The organism is Cyanobium sp. Cruz CV13-4-11 (assembly GCF_024346055.1).
Classification (GTDB): domain Bacteria; phylum Cyanobacteriota; class Cyanobacteriia; order PCC-6307; family Cyanobiaceae; genus Cyanobium.
The window spans coordinates 179,960-202,078 of record NZ_JAGQCH010000002.1 but is presented as its reverse complement, the minus strand read 5'-3'; the positions used below and the strand labels follow the sequence as shown (position 1 = coordinate 202,078).

The 22,119-nt window shown below is 69.1% G+C and carries 24 protein-coding genes; 17 read left to right on the top strand and 7 right to left on the bottom strand.

The window, feature by feature from the left end:
* The first annotated feature begins 11 nt into the window (after positions 1-11).
* Positions 12-290, top strand: coding sequence for a hypothetical protein (locus KBZ12_RS03020; protein WP_254956240.1), 279 nt, complete (start codon positions 12-14; stop codon positions 288-290).
* 33 nt (positions 291-323) lie between these two features.
* On the top strand, positions 324-725 hold the full coding sequence (locus tag KBZ12_RS03015; protein WP_254956239.1) for a hypothetical protein: 402 nt from the start codon (positions 324-326) through the stop codon (positions 723-725).
* On the opposite strand, the gene eno is transcribed toward KBZ12_RS03015, so the two are convergent.
* Positions 722-2,017 (bottom strand): phosphopyruvate hydratase, encoded by a 1,296-nt coding sequence (eno, locus tag KBZ12_RS03010; protein ID WP_254956237.1) that lies wholly within the window; start codon positions 2,015-2,017, stop codon positions 722-724. The two genes, KBZ12_RS03015 and eno, sit on opposite strands and share 4 nt — an antisense overlap.
* 129 nt (positions 2,018-2,146) lie before the next feature.
* Here eno and gloA point away from each other — a divergent pair, with 129 nt between their 5' ends.
* The 9 genes from gloA to rplL all read left to right on the top strand — a co-directional run bounded on the left by gloA (position 2,147) and on the right by rplL (position 9,677).
* Positions 2,147-2,548 carry a lactoylglutathione lyase gene (gene gloA / locus KBZ12_RS03005; protein WP_254956236.1) on the top strand — a complete coding sequence of 134 codons (402 nt, stop codon included), beginning with the start codon at positions 2,147-2,149 and terminating at the stop codon, positions 2,546-2,548.
* Complete coding sequence (locus KBZ12_RS03000) at positions 2,538-5,351, top strand: ATP-dependent Clp protease ATP-binding subunit (protein WP_254956235.1); 2,814 nt, start codon at positions 2,538-2,540, stop codon at positions 5,349-5,351. Before gloA ends, KBZ12_RS03000 begins: the two co-directional genes overlap by 11 nt.
* Positions 5,352-5,474: 123 nt before the next feature.
* Positions 5,475-5,699 carry a preprotein translocase subunit SecE gene (secE, locus tag KBZ12_RS02995; protein WP_254956267.1) on the top strand — a complete coding sequence of 75 codons (225 nt, stop codon included), beginning with the start codon at positions 5,475-5,477 and terminating at the stop codon, positions 5,697-5,699.
* The gene (nusG, locus tag KBZ12_RS02990) at positions 5,699-6,403 is read left to right on the top strand and encodes a transcription termination/antitermination protein NusG (RefSeq protein WP_254956234.1); all 705 of its coding nucleotides are present in this window, start codon (positions 5,699-5,701) and stop codon (positions 6,401-6,403) included. Before secE ends, nusG begins: the two co-directional genes overlap by 1 nt.
* A gap of 158 nt (positions 6,404-6,561) precedes the next feature.
* Positions 6,562-6,987, top strand: coding sequence for a 50S ribosomal protein L11 (gene rplK, locus KBZ12_RS02985; protein WP_216906672.1), 426 nt, complete (start codon positions 6,562-6,564; stop codon positions 6,985-6,987).
* A 76-nt stretch (positions 6,988-7,063) separates the two neighbouring features.
* Entirely contained in the window at positions 7,064-7,771 is a 708-nt protein-coding gene (gene rplA / locus KBZ12_RS02980) for a 50S ribosomal protein L1 (protein WP_254956233.1), read from the top strand.
* A gap of 9 nt (positions 7,772-7,780) precedes the next feature.
* Positions 7,781-8,440: a GDSL-type esterase/lipase family protein gene (locus tag KBZ12_RS02975; protein WP_254956232.1), complete on the top strand. Its 660-nt coding sequence runs from the start codon at positions 7,781-7,783 to the stop codon at positions 8,438-8,440.
* Between the two features lie 259 nt (positions 8,441-8,699).
* The gene (rplJ, locus tag KBZ12_RS02970; RefSeq protein WP_216906678.1) at positions 8,700-9,227 is read left to right on the top strand and encodes a 50S ribosomal protein L10; all 528 of its coding nucleotides are present in this window, start codon (positions 8,700-8,702) and stop codon (positions 9,225-9,227) included.
* Positions 9,228-9,290: 63 nt separating this feature from the next.
* A complete protein-coding gene (rplL, locus tag KBZ12_RS02965; protein WP_216906680.1) occupies positions 9,291-9,677 on the top strand; it encodes a 50S ribosomal protein L7/L12 in 387 nt (128 codons plus the stop codon).
* Between the two features lie 321 nt (positions 9,678-9,998).
* Here the strand turns inward: rplL and KBZ12_RS02960 are convergent, their stop codons facing one another.
* Positions 9,999-10,739, bottom strand: a complete 741-nt coding sequence (locus KBZ12_RS02960) for a DUF3747 domain-containing protein (RefSeq protein ID WP_254956231.1) — start codon at positions 10,737-10,739, stop codon at positions 9,999-10,001.
* Positions 10,740-10,811: 72 nt separating this feature from the next.
* On the opposite strand from KBZ12_RS02960, the gene KBZ12_RS02955 reads away from it, so the two are divergent.
* From KBZ12_RS02955 to KBZ12_RS02930, 6 genes are read left to right on the top strand one after another with little or no spacing between them, the layout of a single operon-like run.
* On the top strand, positions 10,812-11,603 hold the full coding sequence (locus KBZ12_RS02955) for a ribonuclease H (RefSeq protein ID WP_254956230.1): 792 nt from the start codon (positions 10,812-10,814) through the stop codon (positions 11,601-11,603).
* Positions 11,604-11,613: 10 nt separating this feature from the next.
* On the top strand, positions 11,614-12,801 hold the full coding sequence (locus KBZ12_RS02950) for a quinone-dependent dihydroorotate dehydrogenase (RefSeq protein ID WP_254956229.1): 1,188 nt from the start codon (positions 11,614-11,616) through the stop codon (positions 12,799-12,801).
* A gap of 57 nt (positions 12,802-12,858) precedes the next feature.
* Entirely contained in the window at positions 12,859-13,734 is an 876-nt protein-coding gene (locus KBZ12_RS02945; protein ID WP_254956228.1) for a hypothetical protein, read from the top strand.
* Positions 13,734-14,441 carry a PilN domain-containing protein gene (locus KBZ12_RS02940; RefSeq protein WP_254956227.1) on the top strand — a complete coding sequence of 236 codons (708 nt, stop codon included), beginning with the start codon at positions 13,734-13,736 and terminating at the stop codon, positions 14,439-14,441. The genes KBZ12_RS02945 and KBZ12_RS02940 overlap by 1 nt, the downstream gene beginning before the upstream one ends.
* Positions 14,438-15,277: a hypothetical protein gene (locus tag KBZ12_RS02935; RefSeq protein ID WP_254956226.1), complete on the top strand. Its 840-nt coding sequence runs from the start codon at positions 14,438-14,440 to the stop codon at positions 15,275-15,277. The genes KBZ12_RS02940 and KBZ12_RS02935 overlap by 4 nt, the downstream gene beginning before the upstream one ends.
* Positions 15,278-15,335: 58 nt before the next feature.
* Entirely contained in the window at positions 15,336-17,582 is a 2,247-nt protein-coding gene (locus KBZ12_RS02930) for a type II secretion system protein GspD (protein ID WP_254956225.1), read from the top strand.
* Positions 17,583-17,601: 19 nt separating this feature from the next.
* Here KBZ12_RS02930 and KBZ12_RS02925 read toward each other — a convergent pair whose 3' ends face one another.
* From KBZ12_RS02925 to KBZ12_RS02905, 5 genes are read right to left on the bottom strand one after another with little or no spacing between them, the layout of a single operon-like run.
* Positions 17,602-18,453 carry a pentapeptide repeat-containing protein gene (locus tag KBZ12_RS02925; RefSeq protein ID WP_254956224.1) on the bottom strand — a complete coding sequence of 284 codons (852 nt, stop codon included), beginning with the start codon at positions 18,451-18,453 and terminating at the stop codon, positions 17,602-17,604.
* A 10-nt stretch (positions 18,454-18,463) separates the two neighbouring features.
* Entirely contained in the window at positions 18,464-20,311 is a 1,848-nt protein-coding gene (locus KBZ12_RS02920; protein ID WP_254956223.1) for a DUF3488 and transglutaminase-like domain-containing protein, read from the bottom strand.
* On the bottom strand, positions 20,308-21,219 hold the full coding sequence (locus KBZ12_RS02915; RefSeq protein ID WP_254956222.1) for a hypothetical protein: 912 nt from the start codon (positions 21,217-21,219) through the stop codon (positions 20,308-20,310). The genes KBZ12_RS02920 and KBZ12_RS02915 overlap by 4 nt, the downstream gene beginning before the upstream one ends.
* Positions 21,206-21,379: a hypothetical protein gene (locus tag KBZ12_RS02910; protein ID WP_254956221.1), complete on the bottom strand. Its 174-nt coding sequence runs from the start codon at positions 21,377-21,379 to the stop codon at positions 21,206-21,208. Before KBZ12_RS02910 ends, KBZ12_RS02915 begins: the two co-directional genes overlap by 14 nt.
* Positions 21,331-22,116, bottom strand: a complete 786-nt coding sequence (locus KBZ12_RS02905) for a MoxR family ATPase (protein WP_254956220.1) — start codon at positions 22,114-22,116, stop codon at positions 21,331-21,333. The genes KBZ12_RS02910 and KBZ12_RS02905 overlap by 49 nt, the downstream gene beginning before the upstream one ends.
* Between the last annotated feature and the right edge of the window lie 3 nt (positions 22,117-22,119).

Genomic DNA, 22,119 nt, shown 5'->3' with positions numbered 1-22,119 from the left:
CCCTGGCCATCATGATCAGTGCTCTTCTGCGGTCGTTGCAGGCTTCGCTGCTGGCGCAGGGTGTGGAATTCCGGAAGGTGCCGGCGCACCAGGCCAGCCAGCTGCCCGTTTTCCAGCTGGCGGTGAATTTGCTGATGGCCCAGAGGCAGTCCTCACTTTCCTTCATTCAGGTGGGGGCCAATGATGGTGTTTATGTGGATCCCCTGCGCAGCTATGTGCAACGCTTCGGATGGAGAGGGATCCTGCTGGAACCCCAGCCGGATGTGTTCGCTCGCCTGGTGGAGAACTAACGCGACCAGGCCGATCGGCTGATCTTTGAGAATGTGGCGATTGCCCCCCGGGATCGTCAGGTTGTCCTCTATCGCGTGCCCGGCCTCACGGCGGTCGCCGGCCAGACGATGCTGGATTCCCTTTTCGTCACCTCCGCCCATCCCCAGGTGGTGGCCCGCCAGGGCGGTGTGGCTGCACACCAGCTGGAGCGGGTGCTGGTGCCGGCGCTGCGGCTGGATGAGCTGATCGAGCGCTACGACGGGGAAGTGCTGCAGGCGATCGACCTCAGCCGCCACCGGCCGCGGCTGATCCAGTTCGAGCATGGCCACATGGCCCGAGGCGACCTCGATGCCCTCGAGCGACGTTTGGCGGGCCACCACTACCGGCTGCTGTACGGAGGCCGGTTCGCCGACAGCCTGGCCATGCCGGCGGAAATGTTGGCGCAGCTGACCTAGGCCTTGCCCCGCGGCCCCCGGTCCTCGACCCCGGCGTAGATCGCCTGACTGCCCAGCTCGTCCTCAATGCGCAGCAGCTGGTTGTACTTGGCGACCCGGTCGCTGCGGCTGAGGGAGCCGGTCTTGATCTGCCCGGCGCGGGTCGCCACGGCCAGGTCGGCGATGGTGACATCTTCTGTCTCGCCGCTGCGGTGGCTGATCACGCTGGTGTAGCCGGCCCGGGTGGCCATGTCGATGGCCTGGAGGGTTTCAGTCAGCGAGCCGATCTGGTTCACCTTGATCAGGATCGAGTTGGCGATGCCCTGCTCGATTCCCTGCTGCAGCCGGGTGGTGTTGGTCACGAACAGGTCGTCGCCCACCAGCTGCACCGTGCCCCCCAGGCGCTCGGTCAGCAGGCGCCAGCCCTCCCAGTCGTCCTCGGCCAGGCCGTCCTCGATCGAGACGATCGGGAAGCGGCCCGCCAGGGCCGCCAGTTGGTCGACCATCTCGGCGCTGGTGTAGCTGCCGCCGCCGAAGGCGTAGCGACCATCGGCATAGAACTCCGTGCTGGCCACGTCGAGGGCCAGGGAGATCTGGTCGCCGGGGCGGTAGCCGGCCTTCTCGATCGCCTGCATCAGCAGCTCACCGGCCGCGTCGTTGCCGGCCAGGTCGGGGGCGAAGCCGCCCTCGTCGCCCACGGCCGTGGAGAGGCCTTGATCCTTGAGCAGACCCTTGAGGGTGTGGAACACCTCAGCGCCCATGCGCAGGGCCTCACGGAAGCTGCCGGCCCCGTGGGGCACCAGCATGAATTCCTGGAAATCCAGGTTGTTGGAGGCGTGGGCGCCGCCGTTGATGACGTTCATCAGCGGCACCGGCAGCAGGGTGGCCATCGGGCCGCCCAGGTAGCGGTAGAGGGGCAGACCCAGGGCCTTGGCGGCCGCATGGGCGGTGGCCAGGCTCACCGCCAGGATGGCGTTGGCGCCCAGGGCGGATTTGTTGTCGCTGCCGTCGAGTTCGTTCATCGCCTCGTCCACGGCGCCCTGGTCGAGGGCACTCAGGCCGCAGAGGGCCGGAGCGATGCGCTCCTCGATGTTCTCCACCGCCTTGCTGACGCCCTTGCCGAAGTAGGCCTTCTCGCCATCGCGCAGCTCGTGGGCCTCATGGGCGCCGGTGCTGGCGCCGCTGGGGACGATGGCGCGGCCACTGGCGCCCCCCTCCAGGTAGACCTCCGCTTCCACCGTGGGGGTGCCCCGGGAGTCGAGCACCTCACGGGCCACGATGGAATCGATGACGAGGTCGAGGGAGTCGTACACAGGGAGTGTGCTGGTGGGCGAATCCTATGGGTGGCCCTCCACCCTTGCCTGTGTTCCCTGCGCCACCGTCTGGCGATGGCCCGGGCCCCCGGCCCCGTCGTCAGAATGGCTGGAGCTGGTCCAGCGCCGATGCGACTGCTTCACACCATGCTCAGGGTGGGCGACCTGGAGCGTTCCCTGCGCTTCTACATCGAGGTGCTCGGCATGAAACTGCTGCGCCGCAAGGACTATCCCGGCGGCTCCTACACCCTGGCCTTCGTGGGCTACGGGGAGGAGCAGGACACCACGGTGCTGGAACTCACCCACAACTGGGGCACCGGCGCCTACGACCTCGGGACCGGCTTCGGCCATCTGGCCATCGGCGTCGATGACATCTACGCCACCTGCGCGGCCATCGCCGCCAAGGGCGGCCGGGTCGTGCGGCAACCGGGGCAGAAGCAGCACGGCACCAGCGTGATCGCCTTTGTGGAGGATCCCGATGGCTACAAGGTGGAACTGATCCAGACACCGCCCCGCTCCGATGCGCCCTGATTCCCGCCTGCGCGACGACCGGGGGCCGGCGGGCACGGCCGCCAGCCTCACCAGCGATCCCGACCGCTTCAGTGACGCCGCCTGGGATCTGTTGATCGCCTCCCAGGAGCAGGCGAGGCGCTGGCGCCACGGCGCCATGGACGTCGAGCACCTGCTGCTCACCCTGCTTCTGAACCGTCGCTTCGCCTCCTGGGTGGCGCCGCTGCCCCTCGACGAGGACCGGCTGCTCGACCGACTGGAAAGCTTCTGCGCCGAGCAGCCCGGCGGCGACGGCGGCACCCTCTACATCGGCGATGCCCTCGAGGATCTGCTGGAGGAGGCCGATCGCCGCCGGGCGGCCTGGGGATCCCGGCTGCTGGATGTGCCCCACGTTCTGCTGGCCCTGCTGGGGGAGCCCCGCGTCGGCGCGTCCCTGCTGGTCGAGGAGGGGCTGAGCGAGGACCTGCTGCTGCGCCAGTGGCGGCCGCTGCCGGCCGTTGCCGATCCCCCCGCCTCCATGCCTCCCGCCGCCATTCCTTTCCCTGCAGCCCCGCCGGCACCGGCCCCTGTGCCTGCATCGGCGCCGGCGTCACTGCCGGACACCAGCCTGACCCTGCAGCGGGAGGGGGATCCCGAACCCGGTGCCCTGGACCGCTACGGCCGCGACCTCACCGCCGCCGCCCGGGCCGGAGAACTCGATCCGGTGGTGGGACGGGACCCGGAGATCCGCCGGCTGATCCAGGTGCTCTCGCGCCGCAGCAAGAACAACCCGGTGCTGATCGGTGAGCCCGGCGTCGGCAAGACCGCGGTGGTCGAATCCCTGGCCCAGCGGATCGTGGCCGGCGAGGTGCCCGATGCGCTGCGGGGCCTGCGGCTGGTGGCCCTCGATCTGGGGGCGCTGATCGCCGGGGCCAAGTTCCGCGGCCAGTTCGAGGAGCGCCTGCGCAGCGTGCTGGCCGAGGTCCGCGACAGCGACGGTGCCAGAGGCGCCGGCGGGGTGGTGCTGTTCATCGATGAACTGCACACGGTGGTGGGCAGCGATCGCTCCGGCACCGATGCGGCCAGCATCCTCAAGCCGGTGCTGGCCCGGGGCGACCTGCGCTGCATCGGCGCCACCACCGCCGAGGACTACCGGCGCAGCATCGAAAAGGACCCGGCCCTGGAGCGCCGTTTCCAGCAGGTGGTGATCCGCGAGCCCGACGGCCCCACCTGCCTCGAAATCCTGCGGGGGCTGAAGGAGCGCTACGAGCTCCACCATGGCGTCACCATCACCGATGGGGCCCTGGTGGCGGCCTCAAGGCTTGCGGCCCGCTACATCAGCGACCGCTGCCTGCCCGATTCGGCCATCGATCTGATCGATGAGGCCGCCGCCAACCTGCGCATGGAGGCCACCTCCAAGCCCCAGGTGGTGGAAGCGGCCGAGGCCGACCTGCGGCGGGTGGAGCTGGAGCTGCTGGCGGCTGAGGTGGCGCCCCTGGAGGAGCGCCTGCTGCTGCAGGAGCAGCGGCGCCTCGCCCACGAGAAGCTCGACCGGCTGCAGCGCCGCTGGGCGGGGGAGCGGGAGCGCCTCGAGGAGCTGCGCGAGCTCATGCACCAGGACGAGGAGCTGCGCCATGCCATCGCCGAGGCGGAGCGGGATGGGGACCTGGAGGAGGCCGCCCGGCTCCAGTACGACCCCCTGCACAGCGTGCAGCAACGCCGCGCCGCCGTCGAGGCGGAGCTGCAGAGCGATCCGATGCTGCGTGAACAGGTGGAGGAGGGGGACATCGCCGATGTGGTGGCCCGCTCCACCGGCATCCCCGTGCAGCAGCTGCTGGCCGGGGAACGGCAGAAGCTGCTGGAGCTGGAGCAGCGCCTGTCGGGGCGGGTGATCGGCCAGCCGGAGGCGGTGGCGGCGGTGGCGGCCTCGATCCGCCGCTCCCGGGCCGGCATGCAGGCCCCCACCCGGCCGGTGGGGTCGTTCCTGTTCCTGGGGCCGACGGGTGTGGGCAAGACGGAACTGGCCAAGGCCCTGGCGGCGGCCCTCTTCGATGAGGAGGAGGCCCTGGTGCGTCTGGACATGAGCGAGTTCATGGAGCGCAACGCCGTCGCCCGCCTGGTGGGGGCGCCCCCTGGCTACGTGGGCTACGAGGAGGGGGGGCAGCTCACCGAGGCCGTGCGCCGCCGCCCCTACGCCGTGCTGCTTCTGGATGAGGTGGAAAAGGCCCATCCGGATGTGTTCAACCTGCTGCTGCAGGTGCTCGACGACGGCCGGCTCACCGATTCCCAGGGCCGCACGGTGGACTTCCGCCACACGGTGGTGATCATGACCAGCAACCTGGCCAGCCGGGCGATCCTGGAACGGGCCCGCTCCGGCTCCAGCACCGATGGCAGTGGGGATCCGCATCACCCGCAGGACGGCGAGCTGGCCCAGGAGCGTGCCCTGGATCTGGCGGTGGAGGAGGCCCTGTCGCGCCAGTTCCGCCCGGAATTTCTCAACCGCATCGATGAGGTGATCCGTTTCCGGCCTCTCGCCCGCACCGATCTCGAGCGCATCGTGCGGCTGCAACTGGCGGAGCTGGCCGCCCTGCTGCGGGAGCAGCACCTGGAGCTGGAGCTGGATGAAGCCGTCGTGGTGTCCCTGGCCCAGCAGGGCTACGAGCCCGAATACGGCGCCCGCCCGCTGCGGAGGGTGCTGCGGCGTCGCATCGAGAATCCCCTGGCCACCGAATTGCTGGAGGATCACTTCAGTGGCGCCAGGGGCGTGCGGCTGGAGCTCGCCGGTCCCGGGGAAGCGGGCTTTCGCTTCCTTCCCCTGGGGACGGCGGGGAAGGACGTCCGGTAGGGTGATCGTTTGTCGATGCTTGCCGACGTAACGGCAGCCATCGGAATCCACACCGTGGAACCCATCCCCCCCGTCACCACCACCACGAGCAGTCCCGAAGGGCCCTTGGCCCAGCGGAATGGCCTGTCCGAACCCGACGAGGGGCCGGATACTGCTGCGACTGAAGAGGAGGCCCCCACCGGTTTCCTTGCGGTCACCCTCGCGGAACTGCGCAAGGTTGTCTGGCCGAGCCGCCAGCAGCTGTTCAGCGAATCGGTGGCGGTGATCCTGATGGTGAGCCTTTCGGCCGCGGCCATCGCCGCGATCGATCGCTTCTATCACTGGGGATCGGCTCAGATCTTCCGTTGATGACCCTTCCCCTGTCTGCCGTGCCCGAGACCGTGCCCGAGATCGAACCGGACGCCCCCGATGTGCTGGAGCTTCCTGGCGAAGGCCCTGGCCTTGCCGCCGCAGATGGCGCCGCCGAGGCGGGTGAAGCCACCAAGCCCCAGGTGGCCCGCTGGTTCGCTGTTCAGGTGGCCTCCAGCTGCGAGAAGAAGGTGAAGGCCACCCTCGAGCAGCGGGCCGTCACCCTGGGGGTCAGCAACCGGATCCTCGAGATCGAGATCCCCCAGACCCCTGGTGTCAAGCTGAAGAAGGACGGCAGCCGCCAGTCCATCGAGGAGAAGGTGTTTCCCGGCTACGTGCTGGTGCGCATGGTCCTCGATGAAGACACGATGATGGCGGTGCGCAGCACCCCCAACGTCATCAACTTCGTCGGCCAGGAGGAACGCCGCGCCACCGGCAAGGCCCGGGGGCATATCCGCCCCCGGCCCCTCAGCCGCCAGGAGGTGGATCGCATCTTCAAGCGTGCCGCCGAGAAGAAGCCCGTCCTCAAGGTCGACCTCACCGAAGGCGACCAGATCCTCGTCACGGCCGGTCCCTTCAAGGACTTCCAGGGCGAAGTGATCGAAGTCTCCGGGGAACGCAGCAAGCTGAAGGCCCTCCTGTCGATCTTCGGCAGGGAGACCCCGGTCGAGCTCGAGTTCTCCCAGATCAGCAAACAGAGCTGATCAGCGGCGGCCGCCTCCCTGCGGAGGGCGGCCCAGGGTGGTCCATCCCCGGACCGCCACGCTGCCGGGCCGACCATCGCCCCGGCCATCCGCAGTGCTCCCGCGAGGGAGTTCCGTCCCGCTCTCCCGCAAGAGAGTTCCGTCCCCCAGCCCAGCCGATGGCCAAGAAAGTCGTAGCTGTGATCAAGCTGGCCCTCCAGGCCGGCAAAGCGAACCCCGCACCACCGGTGGGCCCTGCCCTCGGTCAGCACGGGGTCAACATCATGGCGTTCTGCAAGGAATACAACGCCCGCACTCAAGAGAAAGCGGGGTACGTGATCCCGGTGGAGATCTCGGTCTTCGAAGACCGCAGCTTCACCTTCATCACCAAGACCCCGCCCGCCTCGGTGCTCATCTCCAAGGCCGCCGGCATCGACAAAGGTGCCGCCACGTCCGCCAAGGGCGCTGTGGGTGCCATCAGCCGCGCCCAGCTCGAGGAGATCGCCAAGACCAAACTGCCCGACCTCAATTGCGCCAGCGTTGAGTCGGCCATGCGCATCATCGAAGGCACCGCCCGCAACATGGGCGTTGCCGTCAGCGACTGACCCTCCCCGGGCGTCGTTCCTTTCCATTCACCTACCTGGGGGAGACCGCCCACGGTCGTCCGCACCCCTTCCTGCCATGACAAAAATCTCCAAACGCTTCACGGCCCTCGCCGCCAAGGTGGAGGACCGCTCCTACGAACCGCTCGAGGCTCTCGAGCTGGTCAAGGACACCGCCACCGCCAAGTTCGACGAAACCATCGAAGCCCACGTGCGCCTCGGCATTGATCCCAAGTACACCGACCAGCAGCTGCGCACCACCGTGGCCCTGCCCCACGGCACCGGTCAGACGATTCGCATCGCGGTGATCGCCCGGGGCGAGAAGGTGGCCGAAGCCAAGGCGGCCGGTGCCGACCTGGCCGGCGACGATGAGCTGGTGGATCAGATCGCCGGCGGTGCCATCGAGTTCGATCTGCTGATCGCCACCCCGGACATGATGCCCAAGGTGGCCAAGCTCGGCCGGGTGCTCGGTCCCCGCGGCCTGATGCCGAACCCCAAGGCCGGCACCGTCACCACCGATCTTGGCGGCGCCATCAGCGAGTTCAAGGCGGGCAAGCTGGAGTTCCGGGCCGATCGGGCCGGCATCGTGCACGTGCGTTTCGGCAAGGCCAGCTTCCCCACCGCCAAGCTGCTGGAGAACCTCAAGGCCCTGCAGGAAACGATCGACCGCAACAAGCCCAGCGGCGCCAAGGGCCGCTATTGGAGGAGCCTCTACGTCGCCTCCACGATGGGCCCCTCGGTGCAGGTCGACTTCGCCGCGCTCCAGGACATCAAGCAGGACAGCTGATCCCCTGCCGTGTCTGGGTCGTCATGGCTGCGGATCGGTGGCTGGGTGGCGGTTCCGCTCACCCTGCTGACCCTGGGGTGGGGCCTGCTCTCCAGGCCCAGCGCCAAGTCCATCGCTTCCCCGGCGCCGGAGCCGTCAGGATCGTCGCCCAGCCGCGGCGGTCCGGTGACCTTCGTCGGTGATTCACTCACGGCCCAGGGCGACTGGCAGGCGGCGTTTCCCGGCCGAGTCGTCCATAACCAAGGCGTCAGTGGCGACACCAGTTTCCAGCTGATGGCCCGTCTGCCGGCGATCCGCCGGACCGGTGCCCGCACCTACCTGGTGATGGTGGGGATCAACGACATTGTCTGGGGCTATGACCCTGGCCGCATCGCCGGCCGGATCCAGTGGCTGCGCACCGGCCTGCAGCTCGGCAGCGGCGCGCGGGTGATCGTCCAGTCCACCATTCCCTGCGCCCGGTTTCGCTGTGGTCCCGAAGGGGTTCGCCGGGTGGCGGAACTCAATCAACGCCTCGCCCAGCAGACGCCTTCCCGGGACTACGTCGATCTCACACCGGTGATGGCGGACGCCGATGGTCTCAAGCGCGCCTACACGGTGGACGGCGTGCATCTCAACGCCGCCGGTTACGCCCGCTGGCAGGCACGGTTGCGGGAACTGGGCCTGCCGTGATGTAGGGTCAAGAGCTGGATTCGTCCAGAAGGGCACGCGCCCAACCCAAGACAGCAGGTCGTCAGGGTCGTCGATTCCGGTCGCTCGTTCCCTCTCGTAAGCCCTGCCGAGGTTCACGCGATTGGTTTTTGCCTGTGCTGGTGATTCCGTTGGAGTCTCCCAGATCGGAGCGGAGCGATGAGCGGCCTCGAAGCTTCCCTTTCCGGGGGGCTGTCCGGGCTGCGTTCCCTGCTTGTTCCCCCGATCCGATCCACTTCCTATGGGCCGCACGCTGGAGAACAAGCAACAGATCGTCGAAGAGCTCAAAGGGCTCCTCGGTGAAGCCGAAATGGCGCTGGTCCTCGATTTCAAGGGCCTGACCATCAAGGAGATGACTGATCTGCGGACCCGTCTGCAGGCCAGCAACGGTGTGTGCAAGGTGACCAAAAACACCTTGATGCGCCGTGCCATTGATGGTGACAGCGTCTGGTCGGATCTCGATTCCCTGCTCACCGGCACCAATGCCTTCGTCCTGGTCAAAGGCGATATCGGCGGTGCGGTGAAGGCCCTGCAGTCCTTCCAGAAGGACACCAAGAAGTCGGATGTGAAGGGAGGTCTTTTCGAAGGCAAGCTCCTTTCCCCCTCCGACATCCAGGCCATCGGGGATCTGCCCTCCAAGGAGGTGCTCATGGCCCAGATCGCCGGTGCGATCAATGGCCTGGCCACCAAGCTGGCTGTGGGCATCAACGAGGTTCCGTCCGGTCTCGCCAGGGCGCTCAAGCAGCACGCCGAATCCGGCGAAGGTTGAGTTCGCCTCTCGCGAACCCCTGGGCTCCACCGATCCTCCCGTTCTGTTGCTGATTCCCCCCCCATGTCCGCTACCACCGACCAGATTCTCGAACAACTGAAAACCCTCTCGCTGCTTGAGGCTTCCGAGCTCGTCAAGCAGATCGAAGAGGCCTTCGGCGTGTCCGCCGCCGCTTCGGCTGGCGTCGTCATGGCCGCCGCCGCCCCCGGCGCCGCCGCTGAGGCGGTTGAGGAGCAGACCGAATTCGACGTCATCCTCGATGGCTTCGATCCGGCCGCCAAGATCAAGGTGCTCAAGGCCGTCCGCGAGGCCACCGGCCTCGGTCTGGGCGAAGCCAAGGCCCTTGTGGAAGCCGCTCCCAAGGCCGTCAAGGAAGGCATCTCCAAGAACGATGCCGAAGCTCTCAAAAAGAGCATCGAAGAAGTGGGTGGCAAGGTCTCCATCAAGTGACCGGCCAACGCCGGGCCTCCAGGCCCGGCGACCTCCTTCGTTTTCCGGGCCGGTCCTTCGGGGCCGGTTTTTTATGGTCGAAACCGTCGACGGGCTGTGCCCCCCGCTGCGTGGAGCGCAACCCATAAAAAAGAGCCCCGCCGAAGGCAGGGCTCTGGAGATGGAACGATTCCAGGAGTCTGTCCTCGTTTCGACCCTGGAAGAGCGTCCTTCACTCCTCACGAAATCAGATTAAGTGAGGAGGAAGGAGGTTGCGGGGTGAGGAGTCCGGTGATTCAACTGGTCCCGGACCGGGGCCCGAGACGGGATCAAGCAGTGGGGTCAGAGCCCTCCTCCATTGGCTTCGGTGTAGGGAATGACCTGGAGGGCGATCGCCCGGCCGGAGCGCTCGGAACCCGAGCTGTCGTCGCGCTGGTCGAGCAGCGGCAGGCTGGCCGCGATGCCGGGGAGTTCGGCCCGGCCCGGGGGACGCCGGAACGTCTGAGCGCCGCCGGCCCGGGCGATCAGTTGCTCCAGGGGGGCCGGACTGGCGAAGTAGAGGTGGGACAGGGACCTCTGCTCGTAGGTGCGACGTTTGAGATCCCAGCCTGGTTCGAGCGTGAGGGACACGAAGCCGTCGCGATCGCGCCGGGGCACCTCAGCCCTGCCCACCACCAGGACGGCGGCATTGCTGGGGGAGACGGCCTGCAGCTCCAGGCGGGATCCCACCTGCTGCACCTGCAGGCGGTAGGTGGTGCCCAGGTCCTGGTCGGCGACCCGCAGGGAATAGCCGTTGCTGTCGAGGTAGCGATTGCAGATGCCGGTGTAGTCGAACCGGTTCAGGGTCGGATCCACCAGCCCGTCCGGGCGGGCCTGCCAGCAAGAGGGCTGGGTGGCCAGCTGCTCCAGCACCAGGAGGGTCCATTCACTGTTGCCCACAGGCCTGGCCAGCACGGCGAAGCGATCGGCGTCAACTTCCGTGGTCTGGAAGAGACCGGCGGCCATGGCCAGCCTGGGCTGCACCATCGACAGGCCGGCTCCGGCCAGGGCCAGGCCCGCCAGGGCCAGGTAGGTTCGCTGCATGGAAAACCTCCAGGACCCGGGCGTTCTCCGGGATAGAGGATTCAATTCAAGCGATGCTGTCAAGGGGACTCCATGGGTGATCGTCCGGTGCGGGTAGTGGCCGCGGCCTGCGACGGGGCCTGCAGCGGCAACCCCGGTCCGGGTGGCTGGGGTGCCCTGCTGCGCTTTGAGAACGGCTCCCGGCGCGAGCTGGGGGGGGCGGCCCCGGCCACCACCAACAACCGGATGGAACTCACCGCAGCCCTGGCGGTGCTGGAGGCTCTGCGGGACCTGCCGCGCCATCCGGATCTGGTGCTGCGCACCGACAGCCGCTACCTCATCGACGGTTTCGAGAAGTGGATGGCCGGCTGGAAGCGCAAGGGCTGGCGCACCGCCTCCGGTGGGGCCGTGCTCAACCGCGACCTCTGGGAGCTGCTGGATGCCGCCAGGCTGCCGGGGCTGGCCCTGCGCCATGTGCGCGGCCACAGCGGTGATCCCGACAACGACCGTTGCGATGCCATCGCCGTCGCCTATGCCCGCGGCCAGGCCCCGACCCTGGCGGTGGAAGGCCGGTCCGGCGTCGCCCCTGAGGCGGTGGGGGCGGCCGAGGTGGTGACGGCAGAGACGGTGGCCGTTCCCGATGCCGGGGATCGGGCCCCCAGGTCGCTGCAGCAGCTGCTTTCCCGCCTGGAGCTGGCCGATCGGCTCGCGGCGGGTGCGTACAGCCTGCGGGCCGTGGAGCTCGCTCGGCTGCTGGAGGTGCCCACCGCCACCCTCGAGGGGAAACAGGATCCCTGGCTCTGGCGCGACTGGCTCGTCAGACCGCTGGGCAATGGGAGCTGGCGCCTGGAGCGCGGCGCGGGAGGATTGGCCAGGCCGCAGTGAGGAGACAGGGATGCCGCAGGAGCAATCGGCCGGCGGCGGCCAGGTGGGAACCGGCGCTCTCTATGCCCGGTTCGTCGAGCCGTTGTTGCGCCGCGATGACGGTGCCGACGCCGAACAACTGAGTCGACTGACCCTTCTGGCCCTGGGCCAGGCCTCCCTGCGGCGCCGCTGGCCCCTGGTCAGCGGCAGCCTGGCGGGGCTGGGGGCGGAGCTGCAGCGGCGGGATCCCCGCCTGGAGCAGACGCTGTTCGGCTGTCGCTTTGCCAACCCGGTGGGGCTGGCTGCTGGCTTTGACAAGAACGGGGTGGCGGCCGCGATCTGGCATCTGTTCGGTTTCGGCTTTGCCGAACTGGGCACCATCACCTGGCAGCCCCAGCAGGGAAATCCCCGGCCGAGGCTGTTCCGGCTGGCCGAGGAGCGGGCCGCCCTCAACCGCATGGGCTTCAACAACGACGGGGCCAGGGGGGTGCGCCGGACCCTGGAACGCCAGGAACTGCCCCCGCCGGGGCAGCGGCCAGCGGTGCTCGGCATCAACCTCGGCAAATCAAAGGCCGTGTCGCTGGAGATGGCCCCCGACGATTACGCCGCCTCCCTGGAGTTTCTGGCCCCCCTGGCCGATTACGCGGTGGTCAACGTCAGCTCGCCCAACACTCCGGGGCTGCGCGACCTTCAGGAGGAGGCCCAGCTCAGGCGGCTGGTGGAGCGTCTGCGGCGCCTGCCGGCCTGTCCGCCCCTGTTGGTGAAGATCGCCCCCGATCTCGAAGATGATGCCATCGATACCATTGCCAGACTCGCCTATGAGGAGGGTCTGGCCGGCGTGATCGCCGTGAACACGTCGGTTCACCGACTTGGCCTTGAAGGACGCCGCTTGGAGGCCACGGGTGTGACCCTTGCCGAGGAAACCGGAGGGTTGAGCGGACGGCCCCTGCGCCGGCGGGCCGTGGAGGTGCTGCGCCGGTTGCGGGCCACCGCAGGTCCGGCTCTGCCGCTGATCGGTGTCGGTGGCATCGACTCGGCCGAGTCCGCCTGGGAGCGGATCAGTGCAGGAGCCTCGCTGATCCAGATCTACACGGGTTGGATTTACGAAGGCCCTGCACTTGTGCCATCGATTCTGGAAGGATTGACACGCCAGCTCGATCGCCACGGCTGCCGGACGCTTTCTGAAGTTGTAGGTTCGGGAGTGCCTTGGTTTCCATAACTCGTTAGCTTTTACAAGCATCGGATCAGAGCCTTGGTTTTTTCTGGCCTGATCGGCTTGAAGGATGATCTGGATGATCGTCTGCTACCGATCCGCGCGCAGCTCTTTCCGCGTCAATTGCTGCTGGAGCTTCAAGACGACGCCATGATGGGCCAGGTGCTCAGGGGCGGCGGCCCTGAGCCAGTGAGCATCGATGTGCCGTTGCCGCCGCTCACCTGCCTGGATGGTCAGCCGCTGGAGAAGGAGCCCCTGGGTGACCTGATCGGCGATCTGCTCGTGCGGGAAGGCCTGGTTGATGCCGTTGTCCTGGCCTCTCTCCCTGAGAGGGCCGTGGAGTGGCGCGTCATCGACTGGCCCCTTGAGGCCATCCCCGACGACCCGATTGAAGCGCTGCGCACGATCGACCCGACCCTCAGTTTCGGGGTGCCCCTGGCCGAGGCGACCATCGACCTGCAGCCCCTGGCGGGCGCCACCCCCCGCATGCTGCTGGCCGTAGCCTCCAGGGCGTTGGTGGACGACTGGATCGAGGTCTTCAACCTGGCCGGTGCCCAGCTTGAACGGCTGGCCTCCCCCCAGTCCTGCCGGCTGGCCGCCGTGAACGCCCTGCTGGAGCAGGCACCAGCCGATGAGCTCACCCTGCTGATCCATCCGCTGCCGGCAGGGGGGCGCCTGCTCCTATTGCGTGGTGCGGAGCCGGTCTTCGACTGGCCCCTGCCGGAGGAGGATGGCGACCTTGTGCGGGAAGTGAATCGCTGCGTGGCCTTTTACCGTCGCCGGGATCCGGCCGTCCGCCGCCTGCGGCTGCTGCTCAGCGCCCCGCTGCCCAGCCAGGACAATCTTCAGGACGCTTTGGGGGTGCGGGCCGAGATCCTCACCCCTGAGCCCTACGGATCCCTCGTTCTGCAGGGCCTGGCCATGGCGGAGCGGGGCTGATGAAGGCACCCCTCGATCTGCTGCGGGAGAGGCGCAAGGAACTCGGCCAGGAGAGCATGGTCTCCGCCCTGCTGGATCGGCGGCCCCTGTTCTTGCGGGGCGCCCTGATCGGGGCGGTCGTCCTGGGGGTGTCCGTGGCCTGCACGGCCCTGGTGTTCCTCCGCTACGAATACGTCAAGAATCAGACCGCCCAGCTGACCCGCTTTGAAGCCGAGTCGACCCAGCTGCAGACCGACATGGCGGCCAGCAGGGCAAAACTTGACCAGCTCACCGCCACCAACCGCAGCCTGACGGAAGGCCTCACCACCCTGCGCACCTCCTCGGCGCTCCTCGCCGAGCTGCAGTTGCGCACCCCTGAACGGATTCAGCTCCAGAGCGCGGCAGTCCAGGGCCAGAACCTGGTTCTCAAGGGGCAGGCTCTGGATCCCGAGGCCTTTGCCCGCATCAACGCCCTGCAGCTGGAGCTGGGCCGCTCTCCCCTGATGCAGTCCAAAGGGGTGACCCTCATCAAGCTGGAGCGTGTCCCCGCGGCCCCCCCGGTCCCCGGGCAGACCGGACCGGTGGCCTCCGACGCCGTCAGCTTCGAGTTGGCCGGACCCTTCGCCACCCTGCCTCCCGCCCGTCAGCTGGCCGTCATGCGGCAGCTTGGATCGGAAGGCATGGCGCGCCGGCTTCAACTTCTGCAGGCGGAGGGCCTCATCCCATGACGAATCTCCAGCAGGGGTCCTCCAGGCTCCCCGTTTCCACCCTGCGCCTGATCTGGCTGACCCTGCCGGCAGTGGTTCTCGGCGGGCTCGGTCTTCTCGTCGTCCTGGCCGGTCTGTTGCCCCTATGGGCCGCCTTGCAGCGTGACAGCCAGCGACTCCAGGAGCTGGAGCAGCTGCGTGACCAGGTGGCCCTGATGCGCGGGCAGCTAGTGGTCACCCAGGAAAACACCGAGGCCGCCATGGCCAGCAAGGCCAAGATCGAACGGCTGATCACGGGCAACGGCGACCTCTCCACTTTTGTGGCCATGCTCGACCGTGAGGCCGGGGCTTCGGCCGTTCAGCTGACCCTGTTCGAGCCCACCCAGGCGGCCCCCGCCCCAGGGGCCACGCCTGCGGCGCCACCCGCGGCAGCCCCACCAGCGGGCACCCCCCCCGCAGCCGGTGCCCCGCCGGCCGATCCGCTCGCCCTGCAGGGTCTCACCCAGCGCAAGCTGCTGGTGTCGGCCCGGGGTTCGTTCCCTTCTCTGCTGGCCTTTCTGCGGCGCCTCGAAGCCCTCAACGTGCTGGTGGTGCAAAGCGACCTCAACCTCACCCTCCCCGATGCGGGACCGGCCCAGCCGGGCCAGCCCAAGGTCAGCAATGACGTGGTGATGAAGCTCACCCTTGGTCTGTACAGCCGCTCCCCAGCCCCGGCCAAGCCCCCTGCGGCGGCAGCGGCGGCGGCCCCAGCCCCGGCTCCAGCCCCCCCCCAACTCCCAACTGACCATGCCGATGCAACCGGATCCGGCAACTGGCTGTTTGCCACAATCGCGGATACCATTCGTCCGATTCGGTGATAGAAGGAACGTGGCAAAACGTCAGTGGCGGCACGTTCTTTCCGCATCCGTTGGCCTCTTGGCCCTGCAGGAGCTGACGGGCCTCGCTGCCCTGGCGGCCGCCGTTCCCTCCCCAGCGCAGAGGGGTGCCAGCGCACGGCACTCCGACATCGCCCAGGTGAGCGGCGCCCTCGACATCAAGCTGCGGCGATTGCCTGATTCCGTGGAGGTGATGATCGAAGGCACCGGCCCTTCGCCCGTCCTCCAGCAGACCACCCAGGGAGCCACCTGGATGGGACGGTTGCAGACGGCCGTGCCGATGACCCTGCGTCGCGGCCCGGTGCAGCTCTCCCTCCCCGAGGCGGGCCTGCAGAGCATCAGCTTCGAGGGTTCGGGCAATCTCTTCGAACTGAAGATTTCTCCCACCCCCGGCTTCCCGGTCGGCCGGCCCGTGGTGAGCGCCGACGGCCGCAGCCTGATCCTCACCTTCAACGCCCCGGCGCTGAGCACCCTTCAGACCCTCACCCCCAACGTCAACACCCCGGGCCGGGTGCCCCAGCCCGGTTTCATCCCACCCCTGCAGCCCCGCGCCGTGGCCCCGCCGCTGGGTGACATGGCCGTGGGCACCATGACGATCAGCAACCCCAGCTATGTGAGCGTCAGCGGGCCACCGGTCACCATGACCCTGCGCAACGCCCCTGCCAAGGATGTGTTGATGGCCCTCAGCCAGCTGGGTGGTTATGGGTTCGTCTATGTCGATGAATCAACAACTGCCGGTGCCGCCGGCGCAGCGACAACGCCTGCGGCGGGGATGCGGCCCATCTCGATCTCCTTCCGCCGCGAAAGCTATGGCCGGGCGATCAACTCGGCCCTCCTGGCCGCCGGACTGCAGGGCAAGCGCGATGGCAACACGATCTTCGCCGGCCCCAACGTGCTTGGGAAGAGCTTCGGCGCCCAGCTCTCGAAGGTGTACCGGCTGAACCAGGTGCCGGCCAACTCCGCCGCCGACTACCTGGCCAACCTGGGGGCCCAGGTCACCAAGACCAACACGATCACCACGGCGGTGTCCGAGGGGGTCGCCGCCACGGCTGCGCCTGCTGGTAGCCCTACCGCCTCCACCACCTCTTCCAGCACTACCACCACGGTGGAGTCTTTCGGGGCCAGCAACGGCCCCCTGATCGGCCTGCGGGCCACCACCGACACCCGGCTGGGCACCATCACCCTGGTGGGCGCACCGCGGTTGGTGTCCATCGCCGAGCAGTACCTCAAGCAACTGGATCTGCGCCAGCGGCAGGTGGCTCTGTCGGTGAAGATCCTGGATGTGAATCTGTCCAATGACACAGAGCTCTACAACAGCTTCGCCTTCCGCTGGGGCAATAACTTCATCGTCAACGACAACGGCACCCTGGCGGCCAACTTCGGTGGCGTTCTCGGTGGCGCCTCTGTTCAAAGGACTCTGGACTCTCCGCTGTTACCCGGGCAGCCTTTTGGAGGTGCTAATGGCTTCAGCGGCCAGACCAATCCAGGCGCCGCCGTCAACCCGACGACGGGTCAACCCCTCTATCCCAATAACAACTTCTTCGATTTCTTCCAGGCTCGCATCCTCGCCGACAATTCCAAGGTGCTCGCCAGTCCCACCCTGATCCTTCAGGAGGACCCCTCAATCCTGCGTGACGATTCCAGCGGCGGCAGTGGCGGCAGTGGCGGCGCCTCTGGTTCCAGCCTCTTCTCCTCCTCCTTCGACAACATCGATGCCCCCATCGGCCGCAAGCGCGGCAACGAAGGTGTCGTGCGGGTGGGGATCAATGTGCCTACCAACGTCACCTCCAACGTGACCGGCACATCGGCCACGGTGAGCTGCACCATCAGCGAACTGTCGACGGCGGGTCTGGTGCTGGGGGCCCGCGTCCAGAAGATCGATGACAACGGCTTCGTCACCTTCTCGCTCTCCCCCAGCATCTCGGCGGTGGAAAGGGAGGTCGGCGCCGGTGCCCAGTGCCCCCCGATCAGCATCCTGCGGATCCGCCGCCTGGATACGGGTGTGCTGCGCGTCCGTGATGGCCAGACCCTGATTCTCACAGGCGTGATCTCCGATTTCGACCGGGCCGTGGTCTCCAAATGGCCGATCCTGGGAGACATTCCGATCATCGGGCAGTTCTTCCGCGCCTCCTCCAACAACCGCGAGAAGCGGGAGCTGGTGATCATGGTGACGCCACGCATCATCAATGACACCGAGGGCGGCACCTTCGGCTATGGCTATCAGCCCTCCACCCCGGCTTCCCGTGCCTTCCTCGGTGGTTCTCCCCAGCCGTCGATGACCCCCTGACCCAGGGCCACGCTCCGGTTCAGAAGGCCAGCGGCAGCAGGAACTTCATGGCCAGAGGGGCCACGGCCGAGGCGAACGAGGCGGCTCCGGAGAGCATCTGGCCGCCCATGCCGCTGCCCTGGTTGGTTTTCTTGCCGGGTTTCAGCAGGGCGGTGGCCACCTCGGTGAGTTGCTTCGCCTGGGCCTCCTCGCCGGCCTGGCCATAGAGGACGGCGGCGTAGTTCAGGTCGGCGGCGGCCAGTTCGGTCTTGCCCTGTTCGGTGCGGCTGAGGCCCCGGGCCACCCAGCTGATCGCCGCCTCCGGCTGCAGGCGGATCGCCTCGGAAAACAGCTGTTCCGCCTGGGGATGGCGGCCCTCCAGGGCGGCGGTGACCCCGGCGTTGTGCAGTTCGGGATAGCTCAGCACCGTGGGTGCCACGCCCCGGGCGTCCTGCCAGTGGCTGCGGGCCAGCCCACCGGGATCGAGCTGGGCGCCGCTGAGATCGCTCTGGCGCAGGTCGGTGCCCTCTAGGTTGGCCCCGCGCAGATCGGCGCCCCGCAGGGAGGCGCCCTGGAGGCTGGTGAAGCGCAGGTCAGCCCCTTGGAGGCTCGCCCCATCCAGTCGGGCCTGGCCCAGGTTGGCGCGCTGGAGCTTGGCACCGCGCAGATCCGCATCCCGCAGGTCGGCATGGACCAGGTCGGCGTCCTGGAGTTTGCAGCGGGGGCAGTTGCGCTGATTCAGCAGCCGGATCAGGTCGCCGTCGCTGCTGGCCTGAGCAGGAGCCTGAGCCAGCAGCAGGGTCATCAGCGCCGATCCGGTGACCAGCAGACCCCTGAGGTGGCCCAGGCCGGCCCAGGAAAGGCTTTGGGCAGACCCATGCACGCTGGTCATGGTGGCCTGTTCAGGGGTGCTCCCGTTGTACCGCTTCCTGCGACGGGATGCCGGTTCGGAGGGAACGGCGCAGCACCCGTCCCAGCCGGTGGGCCGCTCGGCGTCCCGTCCGGCTGGGGGCGCCGGCGAAGCGTTGCTGCTGGTAAGCCGCCACGAACGCCTCCAGGGGAGCGCTCAGGGCCGGCCAGCGCTGGCCCAGCCGCCGGGCGAAGCCGCCCAGGGTTTCCCCCGCCGCGGGCACCATGCCCTGCCGGGCGATGGCCCGCAGGGTGCGCTCCAGCTCCAGTCGCAGGGGATCCCCCCCGCGGCGCCGGCCCAGCCAGCCCAGGCCCCCCAGGCTGGCGGCCAGGCTGACGGCCACCGCCAGCAGCACCACCACCCCCAGCAGGTGGCGCTGCTCGCCCAGCAGCCGGGCCACCAGGGCCTGCTGCTGCTCGCTGTCGTAGCCGAGCCACCAGCGGGCCCAGGCGATGTCGAGGCCCCACCACTGTTGCTGGATCCAGTCCAGCGGGCCGCCGCCGGCACGGCTGCCGGCGCCCGTTGCCCCTGAGCGCGCCAGGGGGTCCCCCTGCGCCCAGGCGGTGGGATCGACGCGCCGCCAGCCCTCCCCGTCCAGCCACACCTCGCTCCAGGCGTGGGCGTCGGCCTGGCGCAGGTCCACGTAGCCGGTGCCGCCCACCGGCTGCACCCACTGGCCGCCGCGGTAGCCGCTCACCACCCGCGCCGGCACCCCCGCCGCCCGCATCAGGGTGGTGAAGGCGCTGGCGTAGTGGCCGCAGAAGCCCAGCCGGCTCTCGAACAGGAAGTGGTCGAGGGGGGCCTGGCGGGGCAGGGCCCCGGGCTCGAGCGTGTAGCGGAAGGGCTGGGCGCGGAACCAGCCGGCGGCGGCGTTCAGTCGCTCCCGGTCGCTGCTGAGGCGCCCCCATGGGGCGGCCAGGGCTTCCAGCCGTGGGTTCTCGCCCCGGGGCAGCACCAGATCGAGGGGGCCGGGCGATTGGGTGCGCCAGTCACCCGGATCCCCCGTCAGGGTGAGGGCGTAGACCCGCCGCTGGCTGCCCGGGGCCCGGTTCAGCAGTTCGCCGCTGCGCTGCAGGGTCAGGTCGGCGGACAGGGGCCGGCCGGCTCCGCTCCAGGGCACCGCCGCCAGGCCGCTGGGCTCAATCAGCCAGAGCTGAATCCCTTCCCCCGGGGCGGCGGGCGGCGGCGCCGGCGGGGCGGGCTGGCCGGCGGGAGGCCTGGCGAACTGGGGGGCCGTGCTGCGCCAGCGGCGGCCATCGAAGCGTTCATGCACCAGCACCCGCCAGTAGCGCTGCTCCAGGGGCGGGGGCTCGCCGCCGAGGGGGAAGGCGACGCGGGCCGCAGCCTGGCGGCTGACGGCGAGCCTGGCGATGGAGCCCGGCTCCATGCTGTCGCTGAGGCCGGTCATCGCCCCCATGCCCTGGCCCGCACCGAAGTTGCTGAACGGCATCAGCCGGGGCAGCAGCAGGAACAGCACCAGGGCGATCGGCAGCGCCGCCAGCAGCACCTGCAGGCTGCGGCGCATCAGGGCTTGCCAGTCGGGCCCCGCCCCCAGTTCCAGGGCCAGCAGCCCGGCCAGGGCCATCAGGATGGCCAGGCCCTGCAGCAGGCTCGGGGCCAGTTCGGGGCGCAGGGCCGCCAGCAGACCGGCGCAGACCAGCTGCAGCAGGGCCACCATCCGCCGTTCCTCCAGGGTGCGGGCCTCGCGCAGCTTCAGGGCCGTCAGCACCGCCAGGCCGAAGGCCAGCAGGCTCAGGGACAGGGCCGGCGACAGGCCCAGCAGCCCCAGCGCCAGCAACCCCATGGTGAGCCACTGCAGGGGGGCGGCGGCGCGGCTCATCGGCAGCAGGCCAGGGCCGCCAGGCACCGGTCCCGGTGGAGCACCCCCCGGCCGGGCGCGATGGACTGGCCGTTCAGCTCCAGGCCATAGCTGAGGCCCCGGCCGTGCCAGCTCCAGATGCGCTCACTGAGGTGTTCGAGCGCCGCCTCCAGGGGCACCCCAGGTTCCGGGGCCAGCAGGGGGGCCGCTTCCGGGCGATCCAGGAAGCGCTTGGCGTACTCGCCCCGCCCCTGGGCCAGCAGCTTCCAGGCCAGTCGGCTGGGGCTGTCCTGGGGGCGATGGGGGGCCAGGTCGCGCCAGTCGTCGCTGCCGTCCTGGCGGCTGGCCAGGGCCGGCTCGCCGACCAGCGGTGCCGACCCGGCGGCCAGCAGCCGCACCGGTCCGGCCCGCCGGGCCGGGTAGATCAACTGGGCCGTTGCCGGGGACCAGCGCGACCAGCAGCAGAACAGCCCCAGGGGTGCCGTGGTCTGGATCCGCAGCAGGCCGGGTTTGTGCCAGCCCCGGCCCGGCGGCGTCCAGGCCACGGCCAGCTCATGCTCCCCCGCCGCCAGCGACAGCGGCGGACCCGAGGCCTCCCCCCCCAGCCGCAGGCGCACCCCCTCGCTGCGGCCCGGGCAGCGGAGTCGGATCGGATAGGGGACCGGGGCCCCGGCGAAACCCGCTGCCGGCGTGCCGCAGCCCAGTTCCACGCCCTGCAGGTTGAAGTGGGTGAGGTGCAGGGTGAGCAGGAACAGGCTGAGCATCAGGAAACTCAGCAACAACGTGCCGTTGCTTTGCATCTGGACGCCGATCACCTGCAGCAGCACGGTGCCCGCCAGCCAGAGCCAGCCGAAGCGCGTCGGCAGGATGTACAGGTTGCGCATCCGCAGGCGCACCTGCTCCCCCTGCTGGGGCCTACCGAAGTCCATCGACACCCGCCTGAAGCCGCTGGCTCAGCTCCCCCTCGCCGCCGCCGCGCTGGCCGCCGTCCATGCGGTGTTCGCAGACGGGGGCCAGCACCGCCTGGACGTCGTCCGGAATCACATGGTCGCGACCCTCCAGCAGCGACCAGGCGCGGGCGGCGGCCACCAGGGCCAGACCGGCACGGGGGGAGAGGGGATGGCCCTGGGCCGGCTGGCGGCGGCTGCGCTCCAGCAGGTCGAGCACGTAGTCGAGCAGGGCGGGGCTGCAGTGCTGCCGGTCGCAGCGCTCCTGCAGCGCCAGCAGGTCCTCGGGGCCGAAGGCGCCGCTGAGGCCGTCGGGCCGCAGGCCCTCGCCCTGCAGCAGGGCCCGCTCCGCCTGGCGGGGGGGTAGCCCAGGCTGAGGCGCATCAGGAACCGGTCGAGCTGGGATTCGGGCAGGGCCGAGGTGCCCCCCTGGTCGAGGCCGTTCTGCGTGGCGATCACCAGAAAGGGCCGGGGCAGGGGATGGCTGGTGCCGTCCACGCTCACCCTGCCGGCGGCCATCGCCTCCAGCAGGGCGCTCTGGGTGCGGGGGCTGGCCCGGTTGATCTCATCGGCCAGCAGCACCTGGCTGAACAGGGGGCCGGGCTGGAAGCGGAAGCTGGCGGCGGCGGGGTCGAACACGTTCAGACCCGTGAGATCCGCCGGCAGCAGGTCGCTGGTGAAGCTCACCCGCTTGAAGCCGAGCCCGAAGCTGCGGGCCAGGGCCTCCGCCAGGGTGGTCTTGCCCATGCCGGGCAGATCCTCGATCAGCAGGTGGCCGCGGGCCAGCAGGCAGGCCAGGGCCAGCCGCACCTCGTGCTCCTTGCCCAGCAGCACCGCACCGATCGCGCCGATCACCGGCTGGAGGGGGGAAGGGGGCACGGG